This is a genomic window from Cohnella abietis (genome assembly GCF_004295585.1).
GTDB classification, from domain to species: Bacteria; Bacillota; Bacilli; order Paenibacillales; family Paenibacillaceae; genus Cohnella; species Cohnella abietis.
On record NZ_AP019400.1, the window covers coordinates 5,115,020 to 5,133,945 of the forward strand.

16 protein-coding genes are annotated in these 18,926 nt (G+C 43.8%); 4 read left to right on the plus strand and 12 right to left on the minus strand.

Annotated elements, in window-relative coordinates; translation table 11 throughout:
* Positions 1 to 627 precede the first annotated feature (627 nt).
* Positions 628 to 3,099, minus strand: a complete 2,472-nt coding sequence (locus tag KCTCHS21_RS22565; RefSeq protein WP_130613642.1) for a glycoside hydrolase family 38 N-terminal domain-containing protein — start codon at positions 3,097 to 3,099, stop codon at positions 628 to 630.
* Positions 3,100 to 3,240: 141 nt separating this feature from the next.
* Here KCTCHS21_RS22565 and KCTCHS21_RS22570 point away from each other — a divergent pair, with 141 nt between their 5' ends.
* On the plus strand, positions 3,241 to 4,134 hold the full coding sequence (locus KCTCHS21_RS22570) for a helix-turn-helix transcriptional regulator (RefSeq protein ID WP_130613644.1): 894 nt from the start codon (positions 3,241 to 3,243) through the stop codon (positions 4,132 to 4,134).
* Between the two features lie 62 nt (positions 4,135 to 4,196).
* Here KCTCHS21_RS22570 and KCTCHS21_RS22575 read toward each other — a convergent pair whose 3' ends face one another.
* The 3 genes from KCTCHS21_RS22575 to KCTCHS21_RS22585 form a co-directional block, all read right to left on the minus strand.
* Positions 4,197 to 4,820, minus strand: a complete 624-nt coding sequence (locus tag KCTCHS21_RS22575; protein ID WP_130613646.1) for a YqaA family protein — start codon at positions 4,818 to 4,820, stop codon at positions 4,197 to 4,199.
* A 173-nt stretch (positions 4,821 to 4,993) separates the two neighbouring features.
* Positions 4,994 to 5,944, minus strand: a complete 951-nt coding sequence (locus KCTCHS21_RS22580) for a sugar phosphate isomerase family (RefSeq protein WP_130613648.1) — start codon at positions 5,942 to 5,944, stop codon at positions 4,994 to 4,996.
* 44 nt (positions 5,945 to 5,988) lie between these two features.
* Positions 5,989 to 6,699 (minus strand): PIG-L deacetylase family protein, encoded by a 711-nt coding sequence (locus tag KCTCHS21_RS22585; RefSeq protein WP_157994104.1) that lies wholly within the window; start codon positions 6,697 to 6,699, stop codon positions 5,989 to 5,991.
* 183 nt (positions 6,700 to 6,882) lie between these two features.
* On the opposite strand from KCTCHS21_RS22585, the gene KCTCHS21_RS22590 reads away from it, so the two are divergent.
* Entirely contained in the window at positions 6,883 to 7,785 is a 903-nt protein-coding gene (locus KCTCHS21_RS22590; RefSeq protein ID WP_130613652.1) for an AraC family transcriptional regulator, read from the plus strand.
* A gap of 32 nt (positions 7,786 to 7,817) precedes the next feature.
* Here the strand turns inward: KCTCHS21_RS22590 and KCTCHS21_RS22595 are convergent, their stop codons facing one another.
* The 5 genes from KCTCHS21_RS22595 to KCTCHS21_RS22615 all read right to left on the minus strand — a co-directional run bounded on the left by KCTCHS21_RS22595 (position 7,818) and on the right by KCTCHS21_RS22615 (position 13,948).
* Complete coding sequence (locus KCTCHS21_RS22595; protein WP_130613654.1) at positions 7,818 to 8,849, minus strand: 3'-5' exonuclease; 1,032 nt, start codon at positions 8,847 to 8,849, stop codon at positions 7,818 to 7,820.
* Positions 8,850 to 8,922: 73 nt separating this feature from the next.
* Positions 8,923 to 10,719, minus strand: coding sequence for a vWA domain-containing protein (locus KCTCHS21_RS22600; protein ID WP_130613656.1), 1,797 nt, complete (start codon positions 10,717 to 10,719; stop codon positions 8,923 to 8,925).
* The gene (locus KCTCHS21_RS22605; RefSeq protein WP_130613659.1) at positions 10,719 to 11,783 is read right to left on the minus strand and encodes an AAA family ATPase; all 1,065 of its coding nucleotides are present in this window, start codon (positions 11,781 to 11,783) and stop codon (positions 10,719 to 10,721) included. Before KCTCHS21_RS22605 ends, KCTCHS21_RS22600 begins: the two co-directional genes overlap by 1 nt.
* A 306-nt stretch (positions 11,784 to 12,089) precedes the next feature.
* Positions 12,090 to 13,100: a Gfo/Idh/MocA family protein gene (locus KCTCHS21_RS22610; protein ID WP_130613661.1), complete on the minus strand. Its 1,011-nt coding sequence runs from the start codon at positions 13,098 to 13,100 to the stop codon at positions 12,090 to 12,092.
* Positions 13,097 to 13,948 (minus strand): sugar phosphate isomerase/epimerase family protein, encoded by an 852-nt coding sequence (locus tag KCTCHS21_RS22615; protein ID WP_130613663.1) that lies wholly within the window; start codon positions 13,946 to 13,948, stop codon positions 13,097 to 13,099. Before KCTCHS21_RS22615 ends, KCTCHS21_RS22610 begins: the two co-directional genes overlap by 4 nt.
* 207 nt (positions 13,949 to 14,155) lie before the next feature.
* Here KCTCHS21_RS22615 and KCTCHS21_RS22620 point away from each other — a divergent pair, with 207 nt between their 5' ends.
* Both KCTCHS21_RS22620 and KCTCHS21_RS22625 read left to right on the plus strand, forming a co-directional pair.
* A complete protein-coding gene (locus KCTCHS21_RS22620) occupies positions 14,156 to 15,040 on the plus strand; it encodes an AraC family transcriptional regulator (RefSeq protein ID WP_130613665.1) in 885 nt (294 codons plus the stop codon).
* Between the two features lie 116 nt (positions 15,041 to 15,156).
* Entirely contained in the window at positions 15,157 to 15,513 is a 357-nt protein-coding gene (locus KCTCHS21_RS22625) for a hypothetical protein (RefSeq protein WP_130613668.1), read from the plus strand.
* A gap of 174 nt (positions 15,514 to 15,687) precedes the next feature.
* Here KCTCHS21_RS22625 and KCTCHS21_RS22630 read toward each other — a convergent pair whose 3' ends face one another.
* The 3 genes from KCTCHS21_RS22630 to KCTCHS21_RS22640 all read right to left on the minus strand — a co-directional run bounded on the left by KCTCHS21_RS22630 (position 15,688) and on the right by KCTCHS21_RS22640 (position 18,908).
* Positions 15,688 to 16,167 (minus strand): DUF6530 family protein, encoded by a 480-nt coding sequence (locus KCTCHS21_RS22630; protein WP_130613670.1) that lies wholly within the window; start codon positions 16,165 to 16,167, stop codon positions 15,688 to 15,690.
* 159 nt (positions 16,168 to 16,326) lie between these two features.
* Entirely contained in the window at positions 16,327 to 17,298 is a 972-nt protein-coding gene (locus KCTCHS21_RS22635; protein ID WP_130613673.1) for an alpha/beta hydrolase fold domain-containing protein, read from the minus strand.
* Between the two features lie 230 nt (positions 17,299 to 17,528).
* Positions 17,529 to 18,908: an aminopeptidase gene (locus KCTCHS21_RS22640; RefSeq protein WP_130613675.1), complete on the minus strand. Its 1,380-nt coding sequence runs from the start codon at positions 18,906 to 18,908 to the stop codon at positions 17,529 to 17,531.
* Between the last annotated feature and the right edge of the window lie 18 nt (positions 18,909 to 18,926).

Consider the following 18,926-nt stretch of genomic DNA (forward strand, 5'->3'; position numbering starts at 1 on the left):
TGCTCGATTATTTCGTACATCTACCTCCAATCGTGCCCTTCCACTACCCCGTTGCTCGATTATTTCGTACATCTACCTCCAATCATGCTCTCCCACTACCTCGTTACTCGATTATTTCGTACATCTCCATCCAATCGTGCCCTCCCACTACCTCGTTACTCGATTATTTCGTACACCTACCTCCAATCATGCCCTCTCACTACCTCGTTGCTCGATTATTTCGTACATCTACCTCCAAACTTGCCCACCTGCTACCTCGTTACTCGATTATTTCGTATATCTACCTCCAAACGTGCCCTCCCGCTACCTCGTTGCTCGATTATTTCGTACATCTACCTCCAAACTTGCCCTCCCGCTACCTCGTTGTTCGATTATTTCGTGCATCTCCACCATGCGTGCCACTAACAACCCTTCTACTCTAGTGTGAACGTGAAGAAGGACAGGTTTCTGCCCCAGTGCCCCAACACCCCAATGCGAAAAAAGCTTCAGATATCCGAAGATATCCAAAGCTTTCCGCTAGTCTTGACGCCATGACGTTAATTCTCTTATGCAACCTAACTAGATGCTTCTACCAGTGCCCTAACTCTAACTCTAGCTCTAGCTCTAGCTCTATCTCTAACTCCAGCCCTAGTTCTCACACAAACGAGTTTCAACTAACACTCCAGCTTTCTCATCCAATCGCAAAGTCTTAATCTCGAACCCGTTGAGCTGAACCTCCTGCCGAATACCTAGTGAAGGAATCGTTACGAAGGTCGTCTGCTTATGGCCCGTTGGCTCGAACAAACGAATAATGTAGCCTTCCCCGCGCTCTTCTTTCTTGAATGCACTAAGCTGTATCGTTCCTTCCTCAAGCTGAAGATAGGAAGCTGGCTTTTCGCCGTCACCAGAAGGAAAGAAGCTAAGCGCGTACGGTCTCTCGTTATGAGCATCTGCTTCACGATCAACGACTGTACGTCTCTCTTCAAGCGCTCCCGCATTAAACCAGAATGTATATTGGCGCTCCCCTTGATCAATTCTAGGAGAAAATCTGTCCTGCATAACAATCGCACGGTCATTTATTGGATGAGCGCAGTAACCAGGGCTCCGTAGCAAAGAAAGACGAAGCTCCCCATCTCGATAGTCTGATCCATAGGTTCCATTATTGATACACGTAATCGCCTGATTTCTCTCATTGGATTGGATGGCTACCCATTTCTGAGCTACCGTTTCCTCCCCGTCAGCTGCCAATTGCTGAGCTCCAAACGCAGTTTGTCCAAAGTAAATACCGTCTCTTAGCTCTGTTGGAATCGATAGCTTCAGCATCTTGTCCTTTTCATTCCAATACACTCGAACCTGAACCTCAATCTCCGTTCCCTTCTTCGGAAGCTTGTAGGTTAAACAAATCGAGGAGTTACCGTATACTAGTACAGACTCAATTACAGTTCTTACTTCTCCATCCTCAATAACCCGGACAGACGGCAGCAATCTTTCCTTCACACCTGAGAAGTCAGTACCTGCTCCAGTATCCATCAGCGAGAATTTGCCGATTACATGAGCAAATGTATTCGTATCCATCCGCCAAGGATCCTCATTGTCCTCTACGACAATTGGACAGAAGGCATCTGGTCGCAAGTATGAACCACCACCAACAAGATATTCATCAATCAGACCTGTACGGGTATTCACAGTAACCGTCAGCTCATCGCTTACAAAATGATATTTCCCGTCTTGAAGCTTTAATTCAGGCTCTGGCTTTCGCTCAAGCATCTCAATTCGGCAATCAAAGCGATTCATTGAAGATGGAGCCAGCTCCGCCTCAAAAACAACTCTCTTACGCCAATCTAGATTTAGATTGCTAAGCTCCTTTTCAGGCTGAGACGCGATTTGCTGACCATCCCTATAGACAACGGGCATCGAGAATTCGTCCTTCCAATTCTGATCCTCCAGCATGAACTCACACTCAAAGATACCCTTAACAGGAAATGGATGAGGATTATAAACGAGCACAGGGTACTCTTTAAGCTCTGCTTTAGGCTGTCCTGCAGCTAAGGCGAAGAAGGCTCTGGCTTTTAGACGAGCAGCGATTTCGAGACCATGATCGATCAAACGCAAAGACGCTTCTTCAGCGGGCTGAATAGAGGAACCCGGTAATATGTCGTGAAATTGAGCCATCATCAGATCACACGTCGCTTCATGAAGATCTGATGCAGGATACGATAGCATTCCTTGCAGCGCAGCGGCTGATAGCATTTTCTCCGTCATATATAGCTCATTTTCCAACTGTCGGTGCTTTTGTTTAATTCGAATCATAGAGGTGTAGCAGCCAACAAAACGTGGATTCAAATCCCCATTATAACGAGGAAGCTCCACTGCTTCCTTCAAAGCTTTGAAATATGTCTCAGGCCTAGAATGGATAAGCTCATACCCGTTCGCGTTGTCCATCATCTCCTTGATTTTGTTCAGATCAAGACGAGACGGCCCCCCCCCATGATTACCTACTCCCCATAACACCATAGAGATGGTATTGTCAGGCATATCGTTTAAAGCATTATTTATTTTAATATGAGCCTCACCAAGAGCCGAATTATATCCCCCCATCACTCGATGAGCCATAATTTCGCTACCATTGAAGCCTTCCCAAACAAATTCCCTAGCCGGTGCCTTATCGAATCCATCTGGACGCATAAAAATATAAGAATCATAACCCGCCTGCTGCATAATTTGCACAAGTCCTTGGGTATGCCCGAACGAGTCAAAATTAATCGCAGTAGTAGGCTCTACCCCGAATTTTTCAAGGAAATACGACTTGCCTAATAGAATCTGTCTAACGAACGATTCACCTGACGGCATATTACAATCTGGCTGCAGGTACCAACCGCCCATAATGTGCCACTTGCCCTCGCTCACTAGACGCTGTATACGCTTGAATAGGGTGGGCTCGTACTCTTCTATCCATTTATAAAGAATCACTTCGTTATGATTGAAAATATAACCGTCAAACTCCTCGCAGAAATCCGCTGCCGCGCGAAATGTTGATACCGCCGCTGCTGCTCCCTCTTCCCACTCCCACTGCCATACCGGATCTAAATGCGCGTTACTTAACAGATATAGCTTCTTCAAGGAAATCCCCCCATGATATGGTCTTCTTTCCTCCTTATTATCATGTGGATCCCGTTTGTGAGTAAATTGCTTATTCGAATGACTTTTTGTCCTATTATGATATGATTGAAAAATAGAGGCTAAACTCAAGGAGGCAAAGCTGTGGAAATTAATCGCTTAAAAGCTGAACTGCCCGCTGTTTTCAATCAGCTTTGTCATGAAATACAAATCAATGATACTGTCATAGATTGGATCGATATCGTTTTTGAACAAGTAGGCAATGCCAGCAAATGTCCACCACATTCCCATACCTGGTTCGAATTTAACTATGTACTTACTGGACAAATGCAAACACGCTTTGACAATCAGCTTGTCACAATCAACGAGGGTGACTTTTTTCTTATCCCGCCAGGCTTGATCCACTCACATACCTATAAAAATTATAATCCGCATGAAGGGATTTGCATCAGATGGCGAATTCGGCACTCTGAACAATCACACAATAACGATGCCTTATTTATCAATCTCGATAAGCTTCATCAATGGAGGCCCGGCGGATACCCTGATCACTATGGAATCAAAGCCATTGTTCTACATTTCTTTCAAGAAGCCTTAGCTGGAAACTCTCCGCTATCCCTTCAGTTAATACTCGTACGTCTATTAGAAGCTCTAATCCAAATTAACAATAGAGAAGAAAATACGTCCCCAGAATATTCTGGACCACGAGATATGCTCATCAAAAAAATCGAGGTCTATCTTGAGGACTACATGGGTGAACAATTCAATGTCACAGAGCTTGCCGCCTCACTGCATATGAGCTATGGACATTTGTGCCGAATCTACAAGCAACGTACGGGTATAACCCTTGTCGATAGAATGAATCGTATTCGGCTGGAGAAAGCGAGAAAGCTCCTTCAGCCCCCATCGGCGTTGCTTATCAAGGAAATCGCTGAACAAGCTGGATTTCCAGACATCTATTATTTCAGCAAAGCCTTTAAGAAGCATTACGGGCTTAGTCCAGTCGCCTACAGAAAAGAGCATACAGATGGAAATTAGAGCGATAACAACAAAAAAATCGCCCACAAGTGGGGCGATTTTTTTTGTTAATCTCCTTCAGATTATCCTGCATGATCTTCCTGTGAAGAAATGCTAGCGTTAGCTTCAACAGCATCCTTAGATTTCTTCTTCTTGCTTATTTTACGCTTAATAAACAGTCCTAATAGCAAGATAGGTACTCCAATTAAGAAAATGTAGAGCGTAACGTCCTTGACCATTGATTCAGCTGAACGTCCGAAGGAATAAAATAAAATACCGATGACGTAAAATTTAACTGCACGACCGATAGCCGCATAAATAAGTAAACGCCATAAAGGAAAGTTTAAACATCCCGACAAAATAGTAAACACCTTGAAGGGAATCGGAGTAAACGACCCTATCAGAATAGCGGCCTCTCCATTTTTCTGAAACATTGTCGTCGCAGAATCGATCCACTGCTTTTTGAGCATTTTGTAAAGAACTGCTTTACCAAGTAATTTACCGATCAAATACCCGAAAGGAGTTCCAAGCAAGCAGGCAATATAACCCACTGTAGCCAACTGAATAGCCGATGAAGGATTCATCAAGCTAAGCGGAACCTGAAGGAAAAAAGCGGGAATCGGAAAAATAATAGCGTCCGCAAAGGAATGAATAAACAGTCCCCAGGGACCGAAATCAAGCAAAAAATCCAAGATGTTATCGATCATATGCGAACCCCAGTTTGTAGCAATCTTTATCCCATGATAAAGCCTGCTGGATTTGGAGGCGCCTCTGACATAAAAAGCAACCAACACCTTTAATACGAAAAAAAACGGTTTGTAGTTTCATAAAAATATTGTATTTATCTAACGCTGCAATTATTAATATCGTTGTGAAAAAATTAGTTAACGTCAGCCTGCAATGGACCTGCTAGTTCGTTCAAGAAAAATAGCTTACCAGGCAAGGTAGGCATATAAGTAGAAGGCAGCCACCTGTCAGGTCCATGGCGAAGAGTCGTCCAAAGTGATAGTCCCTGCCATTGCATGCCGCGTCCCAGAGCTCCGTCGCAGCCACCAATTATACGATCCGATTGCAGGAAAAGCCCCGGTCCTATCGTATTCGCGCGGCAAGGTACCAATGTCGTACGGCTCTTAAAGCTCGTAATCGCATTCTGTTCAATCGTAAGCGGGTGAAGCTGTGCACCAATTCGATGTGTTTGCTTGCTCCATTCCACATCATTCTCGAATTCCGCTCCGAAATGCGGCTCCCAGAATGCAATATGCATCATTCGACCGATACCGAACACTGTAATCAGCTCTGCACCCTCTGCCTTCAAAGCTGCAATTTTATCTGCATAGGTTGGTAGGGTTTCTAAAGTCGCAAAGTGGCGCTGATTTACAGGTACAGTTAGCTCGCCAAGAGGTCCATAGAATGCTTGCTCCATAGCGTATTGGAAGGAGCCTGGGTTGTCGGATGGCAAAGTTTGACCCTCTCCATCACTCCATTCGTCCATATTGAATCCGAACACGTGAGAGCAATCAATGTTCCATTCTTTAAGAAAATAAACCGCCCATTTGTACATCCCCATCGGACCTACCGGCAAAATAAAGGCAACCTTACGTCCTGCAGATTTACTTTGACGGATTTGTGTAGCAATCTCATGCCCCATTTTCACATCAAGCTCCTGCACCTCGTTACACGAAATCGGCTGAAACTCCTCATGCCAGAAAGCTTGACGATCGCTAATTGTCTCAGGCGGATTGGAGCAGCACTTATCAATCGCTTCCATGTCCCAGCCTGCCGGATAGAAGCCCTCTAACAAAGATCCTTTAACCGTTTGCATAAAATTCATAATGAGTAGTCTCCTATTCTAATCTTTATTTTTTAGTGTCCCTACTAGGGCAACAGCCTTACAGTCGTTAAGCGTGGCCAAGCTTGGCATTGTATAAAGCCCTCCGCGTACGCCTTACCGCACTGCAATCCACGGAATTTCGAAACCGTTCTAACAAAATCGAGGAAATCGATACCGTCATGCTCATAAAGCCATTTAATTTGGCTCTGGTGACAATCGTTCATTTGTATTTTTGTCTCGATAAAATCACTAATATCTACATATTCTGTTGGCAAAAACCCGACTCCGGCTAATGTATCCATATAATAGATAGGAGCCACCTTATCATGGGCTTCCTCATCAGCTTCATTGTTGTAATTAGGTACAGTGGCCGCGAAGCTAGCATCGAATACGGCTCGGGACACTTCCATATGATCCTTCATATAGTCTTCCGGAGGATGTGTAATGATATAATCCGGTTTTACTTTGCGTATGACCTTTACGAGCTTGCTAATCAGCTCATCCTGATCAGATTTTACAGACAAATCAGGCACTTCCAAGCTGATAACCTCAGCACCTATTAATTGACCTGCAGCCTTAGCCTCTAGTCTTCTTATTTGTATTAGCTCATCTGGTTTAATTAGCTTATGGCCTTTATCCCCGTTAGCTACATGTACCATCGTTACATTATGCCCCTGTGATGCCAGCTTTGCCAGCGTCCCACCACAGCCAATTTCCAAATCATCCGGATGACAGCCTACTGCCAATACGTTCACTGCAAATCCCCCCATACTCATTTTCCAGAACGTTACTCTCTTGAGTGTAAGCGTTCTTACCTGAGCATTCTTTAGCAAAAAGACCATGAAAGGTAGCAATAAGTCCGCAGTTTCTGAGTCATACCTAAACCTGAAATGATATAATAGACCACAACAGAGCATACCTAACGGAGGCATTAGCCGATGACGGATACAGACATGCAATTCGCAAGAACGAAGCTACAAGAGCCGCTGGCAGTTAAACAGCTTATTTCGTTTCATTACTTCGAGTTCTCCAAGGATTTCGCATTCGAAGGGGAGAAGCATGATTTCTGGGAGTTCGTGTATGTGGACAAGGGTGAGCTTGAGGTATTTGCGGATACGGAAGGCTACCGTCTGAAGCAAGGGGATATGATCTTTCACAAGCCGAACGAATTTCACGGTGTGTGGGCAAACAAGAAAATCGCTCCGAACGTTATTATTCTTTCATTCGTTTGTAACTCTAAGGAAATCTCCTATTTTGAAAATAAAATTTTCACTCTGGATGTCCAGCAGCGTGAAATATTGGCCCAAATCATGAAAAACGGATTCGCTGCCTTCTCCCCACCTTATGATGATCCGAGAAACCATATGCTTTTCAGACGTCCGGATGCTCCTATCGGCTCCGAGCAGCTGATCAAAATTTACTTGGAGATGCTACTCATTCGTTTAAGAGATGCTGGGGATGAGCTTGCGAGAAGGGAACAGCGCTTGTCTGGTTCGACCAAGCAGCGAAGCGAAGAGGATTTAGTCAATCGAATGTGCGACTACATGGAACAGCATGTATATGAAGATATACGCCTCGAGCAAATCTATAAACAATTTAATTTAAGCAAAAGCCATGCTCTCTCGATTTTCAAGGATAGCAAGGAAGTCAGCATCATGAAGTATTATCGCAATCTGAAAATCCAGCACGCCAAGAGCATCATCCGCGCACAGCAGCATACTTTCACCGAAATCGCGGAGCTCCTTCATTATAGCAGCGTCCATAGCTTCTCCAGACACTTCAAATCGTTCACGGACATGTCTCCTTCTGAATACTTGCGGACGGTTATTGCGAAGATTTGAGTCTACTAGGTTTAGTGAGCTTCTACTGCCCTCTATTCAACTCGTGGAGTAGCTATCACTTCGACATCTAGTAATAAACTATCCTGATACAAATGCTTCATGACTTCGAGTGTAGCTCTGGTGTCGCTCCAAGCCCGATGCGGCCGTTCGTTCGATATCCTATAAAAATCACAAAGCGTCTCTAATTTATAATCCTTTACCCCTGGCTTAAAGCTTTTGGCTAATCTCATCGTGCATAGGAGCTTTCCTTTCCACACGGGAAAATGAAACCTATTAAAAAATTTCTCTATAAACTCGTAATCGTAAGCAATATTGTGACCGACTATAATATCAGAGTCTTTGATAAACGCGTAAAGCTTCTTCATGGCATCGAAGCTCTTAGGCGCTGCATCTACTTCTTCCTGCGAAATCCCCGTCAGATCTCTAGACGCTTTCGGTATTTTTATTTCCGGATTGACCAATGTATGATATTCGTCAATAATTTCGCCCGCTTCGAATTTCAAGGCGCTAATCTCGATAACTCGAGCAAATTTGGTAATATATGAGGTCGTTTCAAAATCAAGCACAACACCGCTCTTAGGCATCGTTATCTCTGTATAAAAGCGATTTTGTTTGGCTTGTTGTTTCATTAGTGTGAGAGATTGGTTCTTCATCTCCGCAAATTGATCCATAGAGTATCCGACCAGAGTCCACGGTGGGCTTTCGCTGCTTTTTCCGACAAGCAAAATTTTCTCCAGATCATCCACGAAAGGTTTATAGTCGATTATTGTGTAGCTCGAATACTGATTTAATGCCTGTATGACTTCGGCCTGCCCATTACCTTCACTAAAGGCTGTCATATATGTAGAGCATATCGCGAGTTCAAGAGTTCGTTTTTGATTGTTTTTGATTCGTTGTAAAGTTAACAATAGCCCTTTCCAAAAGGCATTTTTAGGTTGACCGTGTCCGAGATTTATATATAAATATCCCTTCTTCACGCCAGGGATTTCGCAATAAAAAGTCATATAAAATTCGTTGCCTTCTTGGAAAAACTCTGCAGCTAACAGAATGGTATGCCGATTCATATTCACCACTCCTTCTATTCAAATGCATCCTATGCAATAAAGGTTGCTCACCTCATTTTATACGATTTCAGCTTTAAATCCTAAAGACTATTCCTCTTGGTACAAAAGGTAAATGTTGCCCCTTCGGCAAAATAAACGCATGTTCACGGCGAATCGTTAGCCTATCACAGTAACCATCCGTAATGATCAGTAAGGGACCTTTGCTCGGAAAGTCTTCTGCTTTCTCCAATAGATCAATAGCTGGTTGAATAATCGTGCCTCCTCTGCCTTTGACCGATACTCTATCGGCGATGTCTTCCGGTGCCATGTAACCTTGATCATAAACAGCAGCATCACAATAAACGACCCTCACCAAAGGAACGTCTCTTGAGATGCTGTAGCTTGCAATAGCTCCTAGTGCTTTAGCCAACAGCTTGCTGTCCATCGACCCAGAGGTATCCAGTACAACACCAAAGGTTCTCCCCTCCTCGTCACCCGCATTAGGAATCCATCTCGGCCTTGGAATATCCGGAGTGGAGGATTGCCTGCGACTTACTCTTGCATAAGTTCGAATTTTCTCAATGGGTGAAAAGTAATGATCAAACCACTTGGCAAGTTCAACATCCCACGGTATGGGAGGCTGCGCTAGCGCTTTAATTTCTTCAATTAATCCAGCTGGGAGTAAACCTCTATTCTGTTCCTCATGATACTCCAGCCCTTGGCTTAATGCACTCCGATAAAAATCGTCGAGTGCCATTCCATCCTTGCGATTCCACCAATCAGGGGATTGAGGCTCCAAAATATCCCCAAGCCCGACACCACGAAAAGTGGAAAGCTTGCGGTATAGCCTCATGTCGGTAACAATACGATCATACACTGCTTCTGCGGATAGTCCCTTCAACTCCGGATCGTGCATTCCACCCACTCGCGGAAACGCTCCCAGTCCCATTTCCATCAACCAATGGTTAATCACATAATCACAAGCGACATTCCAAAGATAATGATCCCTTCCTTCCGCTCTCGCATGATGACGTAGCCCGACATGAAGAATCTCGTGTGCCATGACAAACCGATTTTCCTGCTCATCTAATCCTGCAGCCGGGTTCATGTAGATCTCCTTCATCTCTGCGTCAACAGCCGCAACGGAAATGGACAATCGTTGACAGAGGAGTGGGTCTTCAATAATTTTAAAATCCGCTGCTAGCGCACCGATTAATGGGTAGCTGTTTACAAACCAAGTTTTCGCTTTTTGTGCTAGCGTGAATACTTCTTTTTCCGCGCCCAAATATGCTTCGTAACCAGCCGTTACTTTAACTGCGCTACTCACTGCCATCGCAAGTCCTTTGCCAAAACAATCCTGCCAATTCACCTTTTTATTCCAACTGTTTGATTCAGGGGATTTCATTAGCATGTCCGTGAAGCCGTGTCCCGCTGTTCCTAAACTATAAAAATTCGGAGGTAGGCCATTATCAAGAAAACTGCGGTACAGCTCCTCTTCAGACTTCACTGAATAATCGATGCGAATATCCATCCCCGTCGGTGTCTTCCCCAGCTTCATATCCCATAGAAACTTAGCAATGAAATAATCACATGCGGCATTCCACAAGTCTGGTCGTTCTTTCTCTTGAAAATGACCGAAACCCAAATGCAGCAGGCAATGAGTGAGAATGTACACCCACTCCTCTGGCTGTGCTCTTCTCTTCGGATGCGAGTGAATTTGCCCATTCATAGTAACCACAGCCCATCCTTCTTCTGGGCACAGGCTTCCTTCCCTGCGAACGAACTGCGCATGGTGCGCAAGTGGAGCAAACATCGGATGCCGCATCACAAACTCTAGCCCTTCATTAAACTGCTTTGTGGCTTGATCTATTTCAGTCTTTTTCTTCACCATCAGCTGCCATCCTTCTTCTGAACAAGTCTAGGAAGGTCGCGGACAACCTCAACCAAAAACCAATCCGGCAATCCTTCATCTTCGTTGTTCCTAGCTACAATCATTTGGGCGATTTCCATACTGATCGTGCTGAGCTCCTTGATCAACGCTTTAGAACGGTGCGCCAACTTCTTATGTTGATCTGACATCGTATCCTTGGATAACGGTAGCTCTTTGATGAGCTGAGAACGAAAAGATTGAGCAAGAAAATACAAAATGTCTCTGTCTTCCGGCTTATACGGCCAATTCGCGTCGCCTTCCAGAATAGCAGACAGTTGATATTTATTCGCGAGTTGTTTATGAAAGGCTTTGAACTGACCCGCATGATGTGGTGATAAACACCCATTAGCCAAAACTTCAATCGTTTCAGGTTGAATAGGATTCCCATATTCCTTCAATGCATCGCTTAACATGTGCCACGAGCGAGGAGTAGAGAAAGGCTCCTCGTGCTTAGGTGGTTGCACCCACAAATGATCCGGTCTAGTTTGAATATAATCCGTAATCAAAGGGTGAATCCCTTTATCATACGCCCATTCTAACCATTCCCTATGGGATACCTTTAGCCCAACATGGAACATCCTGTTTATCAACGCCGAGGACATCGGTTTAACAATGGCACTATCCTGAGCCCGATTACCAGCACCAATGACAATTGAACCCTCCGGCAAGACGTAATCTCCAATTCTTTTCTCCAGAATCAAACTATAGAACGCCTTCTGAACCTCATGGGTACAAGCATTAAGTTCATCAAGAAATAAGCAATATGGATCTTCTCTGGCAATCATGCTCGGCGGACAAAATTGGCTCCTGCCATCTACAATCTGTGGCACACCGATTAGGTCTTCTGGCGCTAACTGGCTGCCTAGTAGAGACACGCATGGCAGTCCCACCATTTCTGCAAATTGCTGAACTAGAGAGGATTTACCAATGCCCGGTGCTCCCCATACAAATACCGGTCGAACTACTGCCACATTTAGTAGCAAATCTATCAATTGTTTTTGCGTTACACTTGTAGATATATTCATAAAACAGACCTTCTTTCTCTTAAAAAAACAATAAGCCACAGGCACTCAGCCTGTGGTATGTATCAAACGAAATAAATCCACACTCTCAATCCCAATTATTAACATCATATTTTCCAACACATAAAAAGTCAATTGAAACAGTATTGAGGTTTATGCCGATTCGCGGGAAATTCGATTTAGACTTTTCATACATGATTAAGTCGTACGCCCGAGTTTCCTTTTACTTATGTAATAGACCGCCTCCTCTTCCCAAATCGGGATAGAGGTGGCGGTCTTTGTCTGAAAATCCTATTAGATAGAACTTCTCTACTTAAGAGCAGAAGCAATCTCCCGTCTTGCAAGCCGGAAAGAAGCAATCCCCTCTTCCAGTGGAGAAACGGTAATTTCCTTGTCTTCCGTCAAGCACTGGAGGAAGTAAAGCAATTCGTTGTAATAACCACCAAGCGAGGATAGATTACCGCCCCCTTCTAGTGCTGCGCTATCTTGGGGAGCGTCGCCTTCAAGCTGCGGGCGGTAGTGTTCGCCCTTCTCGGTATATACATCTACACCGCCATTACTGGAGCTAAAGGTCAAAGTCGCCTGCTCGAAACGAACGCGATAAGACATTTCGAACGGGAACCCAACTGGATACTCCCAACTGCCCTCTAGGGATATGACAGCTTCTCCGTATTTGTATGTGCTGAAGATATGATCAGCGAAGCCATCTTTATTGACCGCGGAGCTTACCGTAGATTCGGGCTCACCTAACAAATAACGCACGTAATCTACATCATGGATGTGTAGGTCAAGAGCCGAAGAACCGCTGCGCTTGCCATCTAGAAGCCAGTTGTTCCAACCCCAATCCGGTCTCGGGCTAATCCGCTTGAACACACCTGATATGATTTTTCCGAAGGTGCTGTTATCCGTTACTTCCTTCAAATACTGATATTCCGTCCAGAAACGGATACAGTGGCCGACCATTACCTTACCTGGAGATTTGCTGCTCTTGTCCAGCAGCTGGTGTGCCTCGTCCTCAGTTAAACAGACTGGCTTCTCAATGAACACATTATGGCCTTGTTCCAGCGCAAGCAGGGCATGTTTCGTATGAAGAAAGGTCGGCAAGCAAATATCAATCGTGTTTACATCTGCCTCAAGAATGAGCTGTTCACCGGATGAATAAGCCTTTGCTCCGAATTTTGCTGCAAGCTTTGTCGCATTCTCGAAATTATCATCCGCGACAGCAGTTACTTGGAAACCCACTTTTCCTGCTAATGCTTCGTAACAAGATGCATGCATACTTCCCATAAAGCCTGTACCGATCAACCCAATTTTAATCATAATACCGTTCCCCTCCCCAATATGCGATCCATAGATAGCGATGTATTATAAATGATTTGCTCTGAGTGATGAGTGTATGAAGGTATCATTTCCGCAATGACATATCCGTCATATCCAACTGCAGATAGAGCTTCAACCACGGTTGGATAGTCCACGTCTCCTGCCAACAGATCGACAAATCCATGCAAGCCTCCTGCCTGCATGCGATAATCCTTAAAATGCACCTTCTTAATTCGTTCACCGAGGATAGAAATCCAATGCTCTGGATAACCGTTCGCCAGCGTGTTACCTACATCCAAATAAGAGCCGACCCACGGTGAACCGATCTCATCTATAAAGCGTTTCATCTCTAACGGTGACAGCAGAAACTTATTCCACACATTTTCTAACCCTATGTTGACCTTATACTCCGCAGCTGTTGTAGCTAAAAGTGATACAGCTTCTTGCGCCCGATCATAGGCCACATCATAAGGAACCACTTCGAAACCCGGAATAAAATCGACACCGACTGCACCTGGTATTAGTAATATCGTATCCACGTTTAGAAGGGCTGCTGTCTCCAATTGCTTACGCGCAATTTCCAACCCTTTATTCCGTATTTCTTCAGAATTGCTTGTTAAGCTGTAAGTCCAATATAAGCCGCTAGCAAGGCTAGTCAATTCAATACCCGTGTCTGCTGCATAATCTTTTAACTCCAGTACTTCTTGTTTGCTGCTTGTAAGATTAAGCTCTCCATCCTCTGCTAACGCAAGCTCAATCCCCTCAAACCCTGCAGCTTTGGCAAGCTGAATACTATCTTTCGCGCCCATTCCTGCTGGGAATGACCATGCGTTAATCCCTTTTTTCATATGATTAGCCTCCCACTAGCTTAAGATCATTTGCAACTCTATTATAAATTCCAGCTTTGTTGTGAAGCTTTGCTGAAAAGACCCGATTATTTATCAATTCTCACCACAACTAGCTTATGAAGAGCAGGAATCTATACCTTCCTGAGAGAACCTTATAGCAGATAGAGATGCTAGCGCCCCACTCCTAGTTATGGAGGACATCCAACAATGGATTTTACGAAAACCAAGCTCAAGCTGGAATTGGAAATAACCCATCTCTTTACGCTGCATTATTTCGAATTCGCTAAAGATTATATATTCGAGGGCGAGCAGCACGATTTCTGGGAGCTCGTTTACGTAGATGCAGGTGAGATAGAAGTAACAGCAGACGATAAAGGCTACCTACTCAAGCAAGGCGATATCATCTTCCACAAGCCCAACGAGCACCACAGCCTATGGGCTAATAACCGGAACGCTCCTAACATCGTCGTCGTTACTTTCGAATGTCTCAGTCCTATCATGCATTTCTTCGAGAACAAAATGTTTAACCTCGGAGATCGAGAACGCAACCTACTCGCATCGACTGTCAAATATGGCTTTCTCGCCTTTGAGCCTCCATTCGACGATCCGAGAAATAACCAGCTAATAAAAAAGCTAGATGCTTCTTTCGGTGCGGAGCAATATATTCGGATCCATCTAGAATTACTGCTCATGAGTATTATCTCGCAGGGATATGCCGATACCGGCGGAAATCGTCTATCCACGGCGGCAAAAGAGCGCAGCGAGAACGATGTGATCAGCAAGCTGATTGCGTATATGGAGGCTAACGTGGCTGGAGATCTTACTCTCGAGCAAATGTGTGACCACCTGCATATTAGCAAAACTTTTATTGTCCGTTTATTCAAACAGAAAACCGGTCAAAGCATTATTAAGTATTATAAAAACTTGAAAATAGAAAAAGCCAAATCTCTCATTCGCGAGCGCCAGCATAATTTCACTGAAATTGCCGAGATTTTGCAATATACAAGCATTCATAGCTTCTCACGCCACTTCAAGCATGTAACGGACCAAACTCCTTCCGAATACTCCCGATCCATTCAAGCGCGGATATAAAGAGAAGACCATCCCCTACCGGAATTATTCCGGTTACAGGGATGGTCTTCTCTTTAACATGACATACTGTTGTCCAGTTATAAATGATAAAATTGAGTTAATAAGGAGGAATAATAATGTCTTTTCCACTACCAAAACCAATTGCAATTTACATGGATTCGCTAAATACCAATGATAATCTTGTCATTGATGAATGCATTGCAAAGGATGCTCACGTTCACGATATCGGTGAAAACAATCATTTCAATGGGATTGAAGCTATTAGAAAGTGGCGCGGAGACTCAAATGACGAATTTAAGCTGATATCCAAAATCACAAAAGTGGAAGACAAGCACGGAATAGTAATTGTAACTTCCCTAACCAGCGGAAATTTTCCGGGCAGTCCTCAGCTGTTTTATTATTTTTTTACTGTCGCAGATAACCTAATCACCAATATAGAAATTGTTCCAGGTGAGGAAAACGTAATTCTGTAATAGACACGTCCAGTTTAATGATTTACACTGATCGAGGTTAACGAGGCTCCTCCAAGGATGTAAGCACCTTTCAGTGGATATAATCCCTATCAAAAGTGGTGGCAGTCACGTGGACATACTTTGTCCCGATTGACTGCCACTTGTTATCATATTTATGGTAATCTAACAAACATTTCAATATCCTAAATCCTTTAATATTTTTGACAACGTTCTCAACCGCTCGCTGATCATTTCATCGTCATCGTTGAGAGCTTGGCTGAATAGCTTAATATCTTCATTAATTTTCTCATTGTCCGTACATACCGCCACGGTCATCGCATCCCCTTGCAAACCAACCCGGTCGATAACAGGCTGCTCTGGGTCATATAAATCCTTATATCGATAGGCTTCGCGAAAATGCTCCAAAGACCGGCAAATTAAAATGGACAAATCAAGAACGCGATGGAGTGGTAGCTCCTCCGATTGCCTTGACCATTTTTCTCCCGTGTATCTCCATACCTTGGCCGAAATATCGACCTTTCCTCTATCGTTCCACTGGGCCAATCCCAGGGAAAGACCTTTCGCGTCTGTATTTCCAGCCAATCGGCCGTCAACCTTCTCATAATTTTCCGATACGACAACTGGCTTATGCTTCAAGGTAGTAGGTATTTTCATTTTAACTCCCTCATCCCGTTTTACTTATTTACTAATTCACTAAACGACGGTTTCATCTTATCTTGAATTTCACCGTTAGTCAATCCGCTTTAGGGTAGACTCCAACGGAATAACAAAACCCGCCAATGATTCATTGACGGGAAGGTTAATCGTTCCACTTTAAAGTAAATCCAGCGCATTCAGCAAAGCCCATTCACTCGTTTTCGTACCTTCTATTGAATAATGGGCTTCAGGAAACATCGGGGACAAATGATGGTACCCAGGGTGTACATGTAATTCCACTAAAACACCATCAAAAACCAGTTGTTTTGTAAACAATAAAGCTTCATCGATGAATAAATCAATGCTACCTATACTTATATAAGTAGGTGGTAACCCAGCTAGTGATTTTGCACGCGCGGGTACATAATACTCACTAACCTCGTCTTGACCAGGTTCATGTCCTAAAACAGATTTCCAGCCAAAATAATTACTTCGTTGTGTCCAAACAAACTCACCAGCGTATGGATGCTCTGGCGCAATACTTGTACGGTCATCAAGCATGGGGTTACGTAATCTTAGATGATGGATATCAAATTCCTTCTGATCACGAATGTATATGGCTAGCCCTGCTGCTAATCCCCCACCAGCGCTGCTTCCAGCTATGGCCACTTTCTGAGTATCTATCGCTAATTCCTCGGCATGTTCAATACACCATTTTAGACCCGAGTAACAATCCTGTAGCTGACTCGGCTGAGCATGCTCTGGTGCCAATCGATAATAGACTGATACACAGCAAAAACCGTGCTGGGAAGCAAGTGTCGCGTTAGCTGTACGATCACCAACTGGACTTCCCATAACCATTCCGCCGCCGTGAATGGAATAAAATAATGGCAGCTTCTTGTGCTTTGACTGGATTGGTTTAATGATTTCTATGCGTATATCTGGACCTCCAAAATAGCTTGGTACTGTTTTTTCTTCAAAAGTAACTGGGAACAGCTGCGTAACATCTATTTGAGGTAACATTTTTGCTGCACTTTGTCGTGATTCCATTAACAATGATTCAGTAAGATCAGTTGTTTGAATTAAATCAACCGCACGGATAATTTCTGGATCAATCAAATGTCTGCTTCTGTTTTTTTGCTCACTCATCGTTTATTACTTCCTCGCTTTCTTTCTATATCACACCATTCATTATGATGTGCTAGTCTTCGTTTTATTCAGAGCCAGCCTGTCCCATCGCTAATAATCATATTTTAAACAACGTAGACAGCTATTTATATGCCAATAATGACTTAGATTCATTGTTGAAATAAGGAAAACCGCCAGGGAATAATTCGTTTCCCTGACGGTTTTATGGAGGAGATTATCGCAAAGCCAGACTACGCGCGCTCAAAGAATGCAGAATAGGCTCTATGCGCCATGTAAACATCGAGTTTTGACACAACCTCCAGCGGAGCATGCATGGAAAGAATAGGAACTCCTACATCTAATGTTTCCACATTAAGATTAGCAGCTATAAACTTAGCGATTGTTTTACCTCCACCAGCATCGACCTTGCCACCCTCGCCAATTTGCCAGTTGACGTTTCCCTCGTCAAAAATACTGCGGACCATTGCCATAAACTCAGCTGATGTATCATTTGTCTCAACTTTTCCACGAAGCCCTCTGTATTTTGATAAAACAACACCACGATTTAATACGGCAGTATTTCTATAATCCGTAACCTCTGGATAGATAGGATCATAAGTTGCAATAACATCCGCCGATAAACAGAACGTATTGCTTAATACACGACGTATGTTACCATGCAAATTTTCAGTAATATCTTCAATAAAATCTCTAATAAATGATGACTGTGCTCCCGTATTACCGGTGGAACCTACTTCTTCTTTATCCGTTAATATTGTAAGTGCTGTAAATGACGGTTGGTTAATAGATAAAATAGCAGTCAAGGCTGTATAAGTGCATACTCGGTCATCTTGTCCATATGCGCCAACGAGGCTTCGGTCAAACCCTATATCCCTAGCGGGAAAAGCAGGGACAATTTCCAGCTCCGCTGAGACAAAGTCACTCTCCGTAATTCCGTACTTTTCATTCAAAATCTTAAGAATATTCAGCTTGGTTAGCTCATCTCCGGTAGCGCCTTTAAGGCTTCGGGAACCGACTAATACGTCTAAATCCTCGCCCTTAACAACGACCGCCCCAGTCCGCTTCATTTGTTCTTCCGCCAGATGAGGCAATAAATCCGTTATACAAAAAATCGGATCGGTAGGGTCTTCGCCAATGTTGATATGATGGGTAACCCCATCTTTACTAACAACTACACCATGCAACGCTAGCGGCAGAGCCGTCCATTGGTATTTTTTTATTCCGCCATAATAATGCGTATCGAAATAGGCTAAATTATGATTTTCATACAAAGGATTTACTTTGATATCAAGTCTTGGAGAATCTGTGTGTGCAGCTACAATCGATATGCCCGATGAAATGGGCTCTGTCCCGATAACAGCCAAAATCAATGCTTTTCCACGGTTATTGTAGTAGATTTTATCTCCAGGCTTCAGCGCTTTGTCAGAATCATATATTGAAAAACCTTGCGCTTCAGCCCGCTCTATCGCTTGAGATACCGTTTCTCTTTCGGTTTTGGCTGCGCTTAAAAAGGCTTTATAATGCTCACAATAGGCATCCGCTGTTGCGATTTCCTTCTCATCGAGAATCTGGGACAAGTCGTGTGTTTTAAATAACAAATTATCCATCATTCTGCCTCCGTCCTTAGT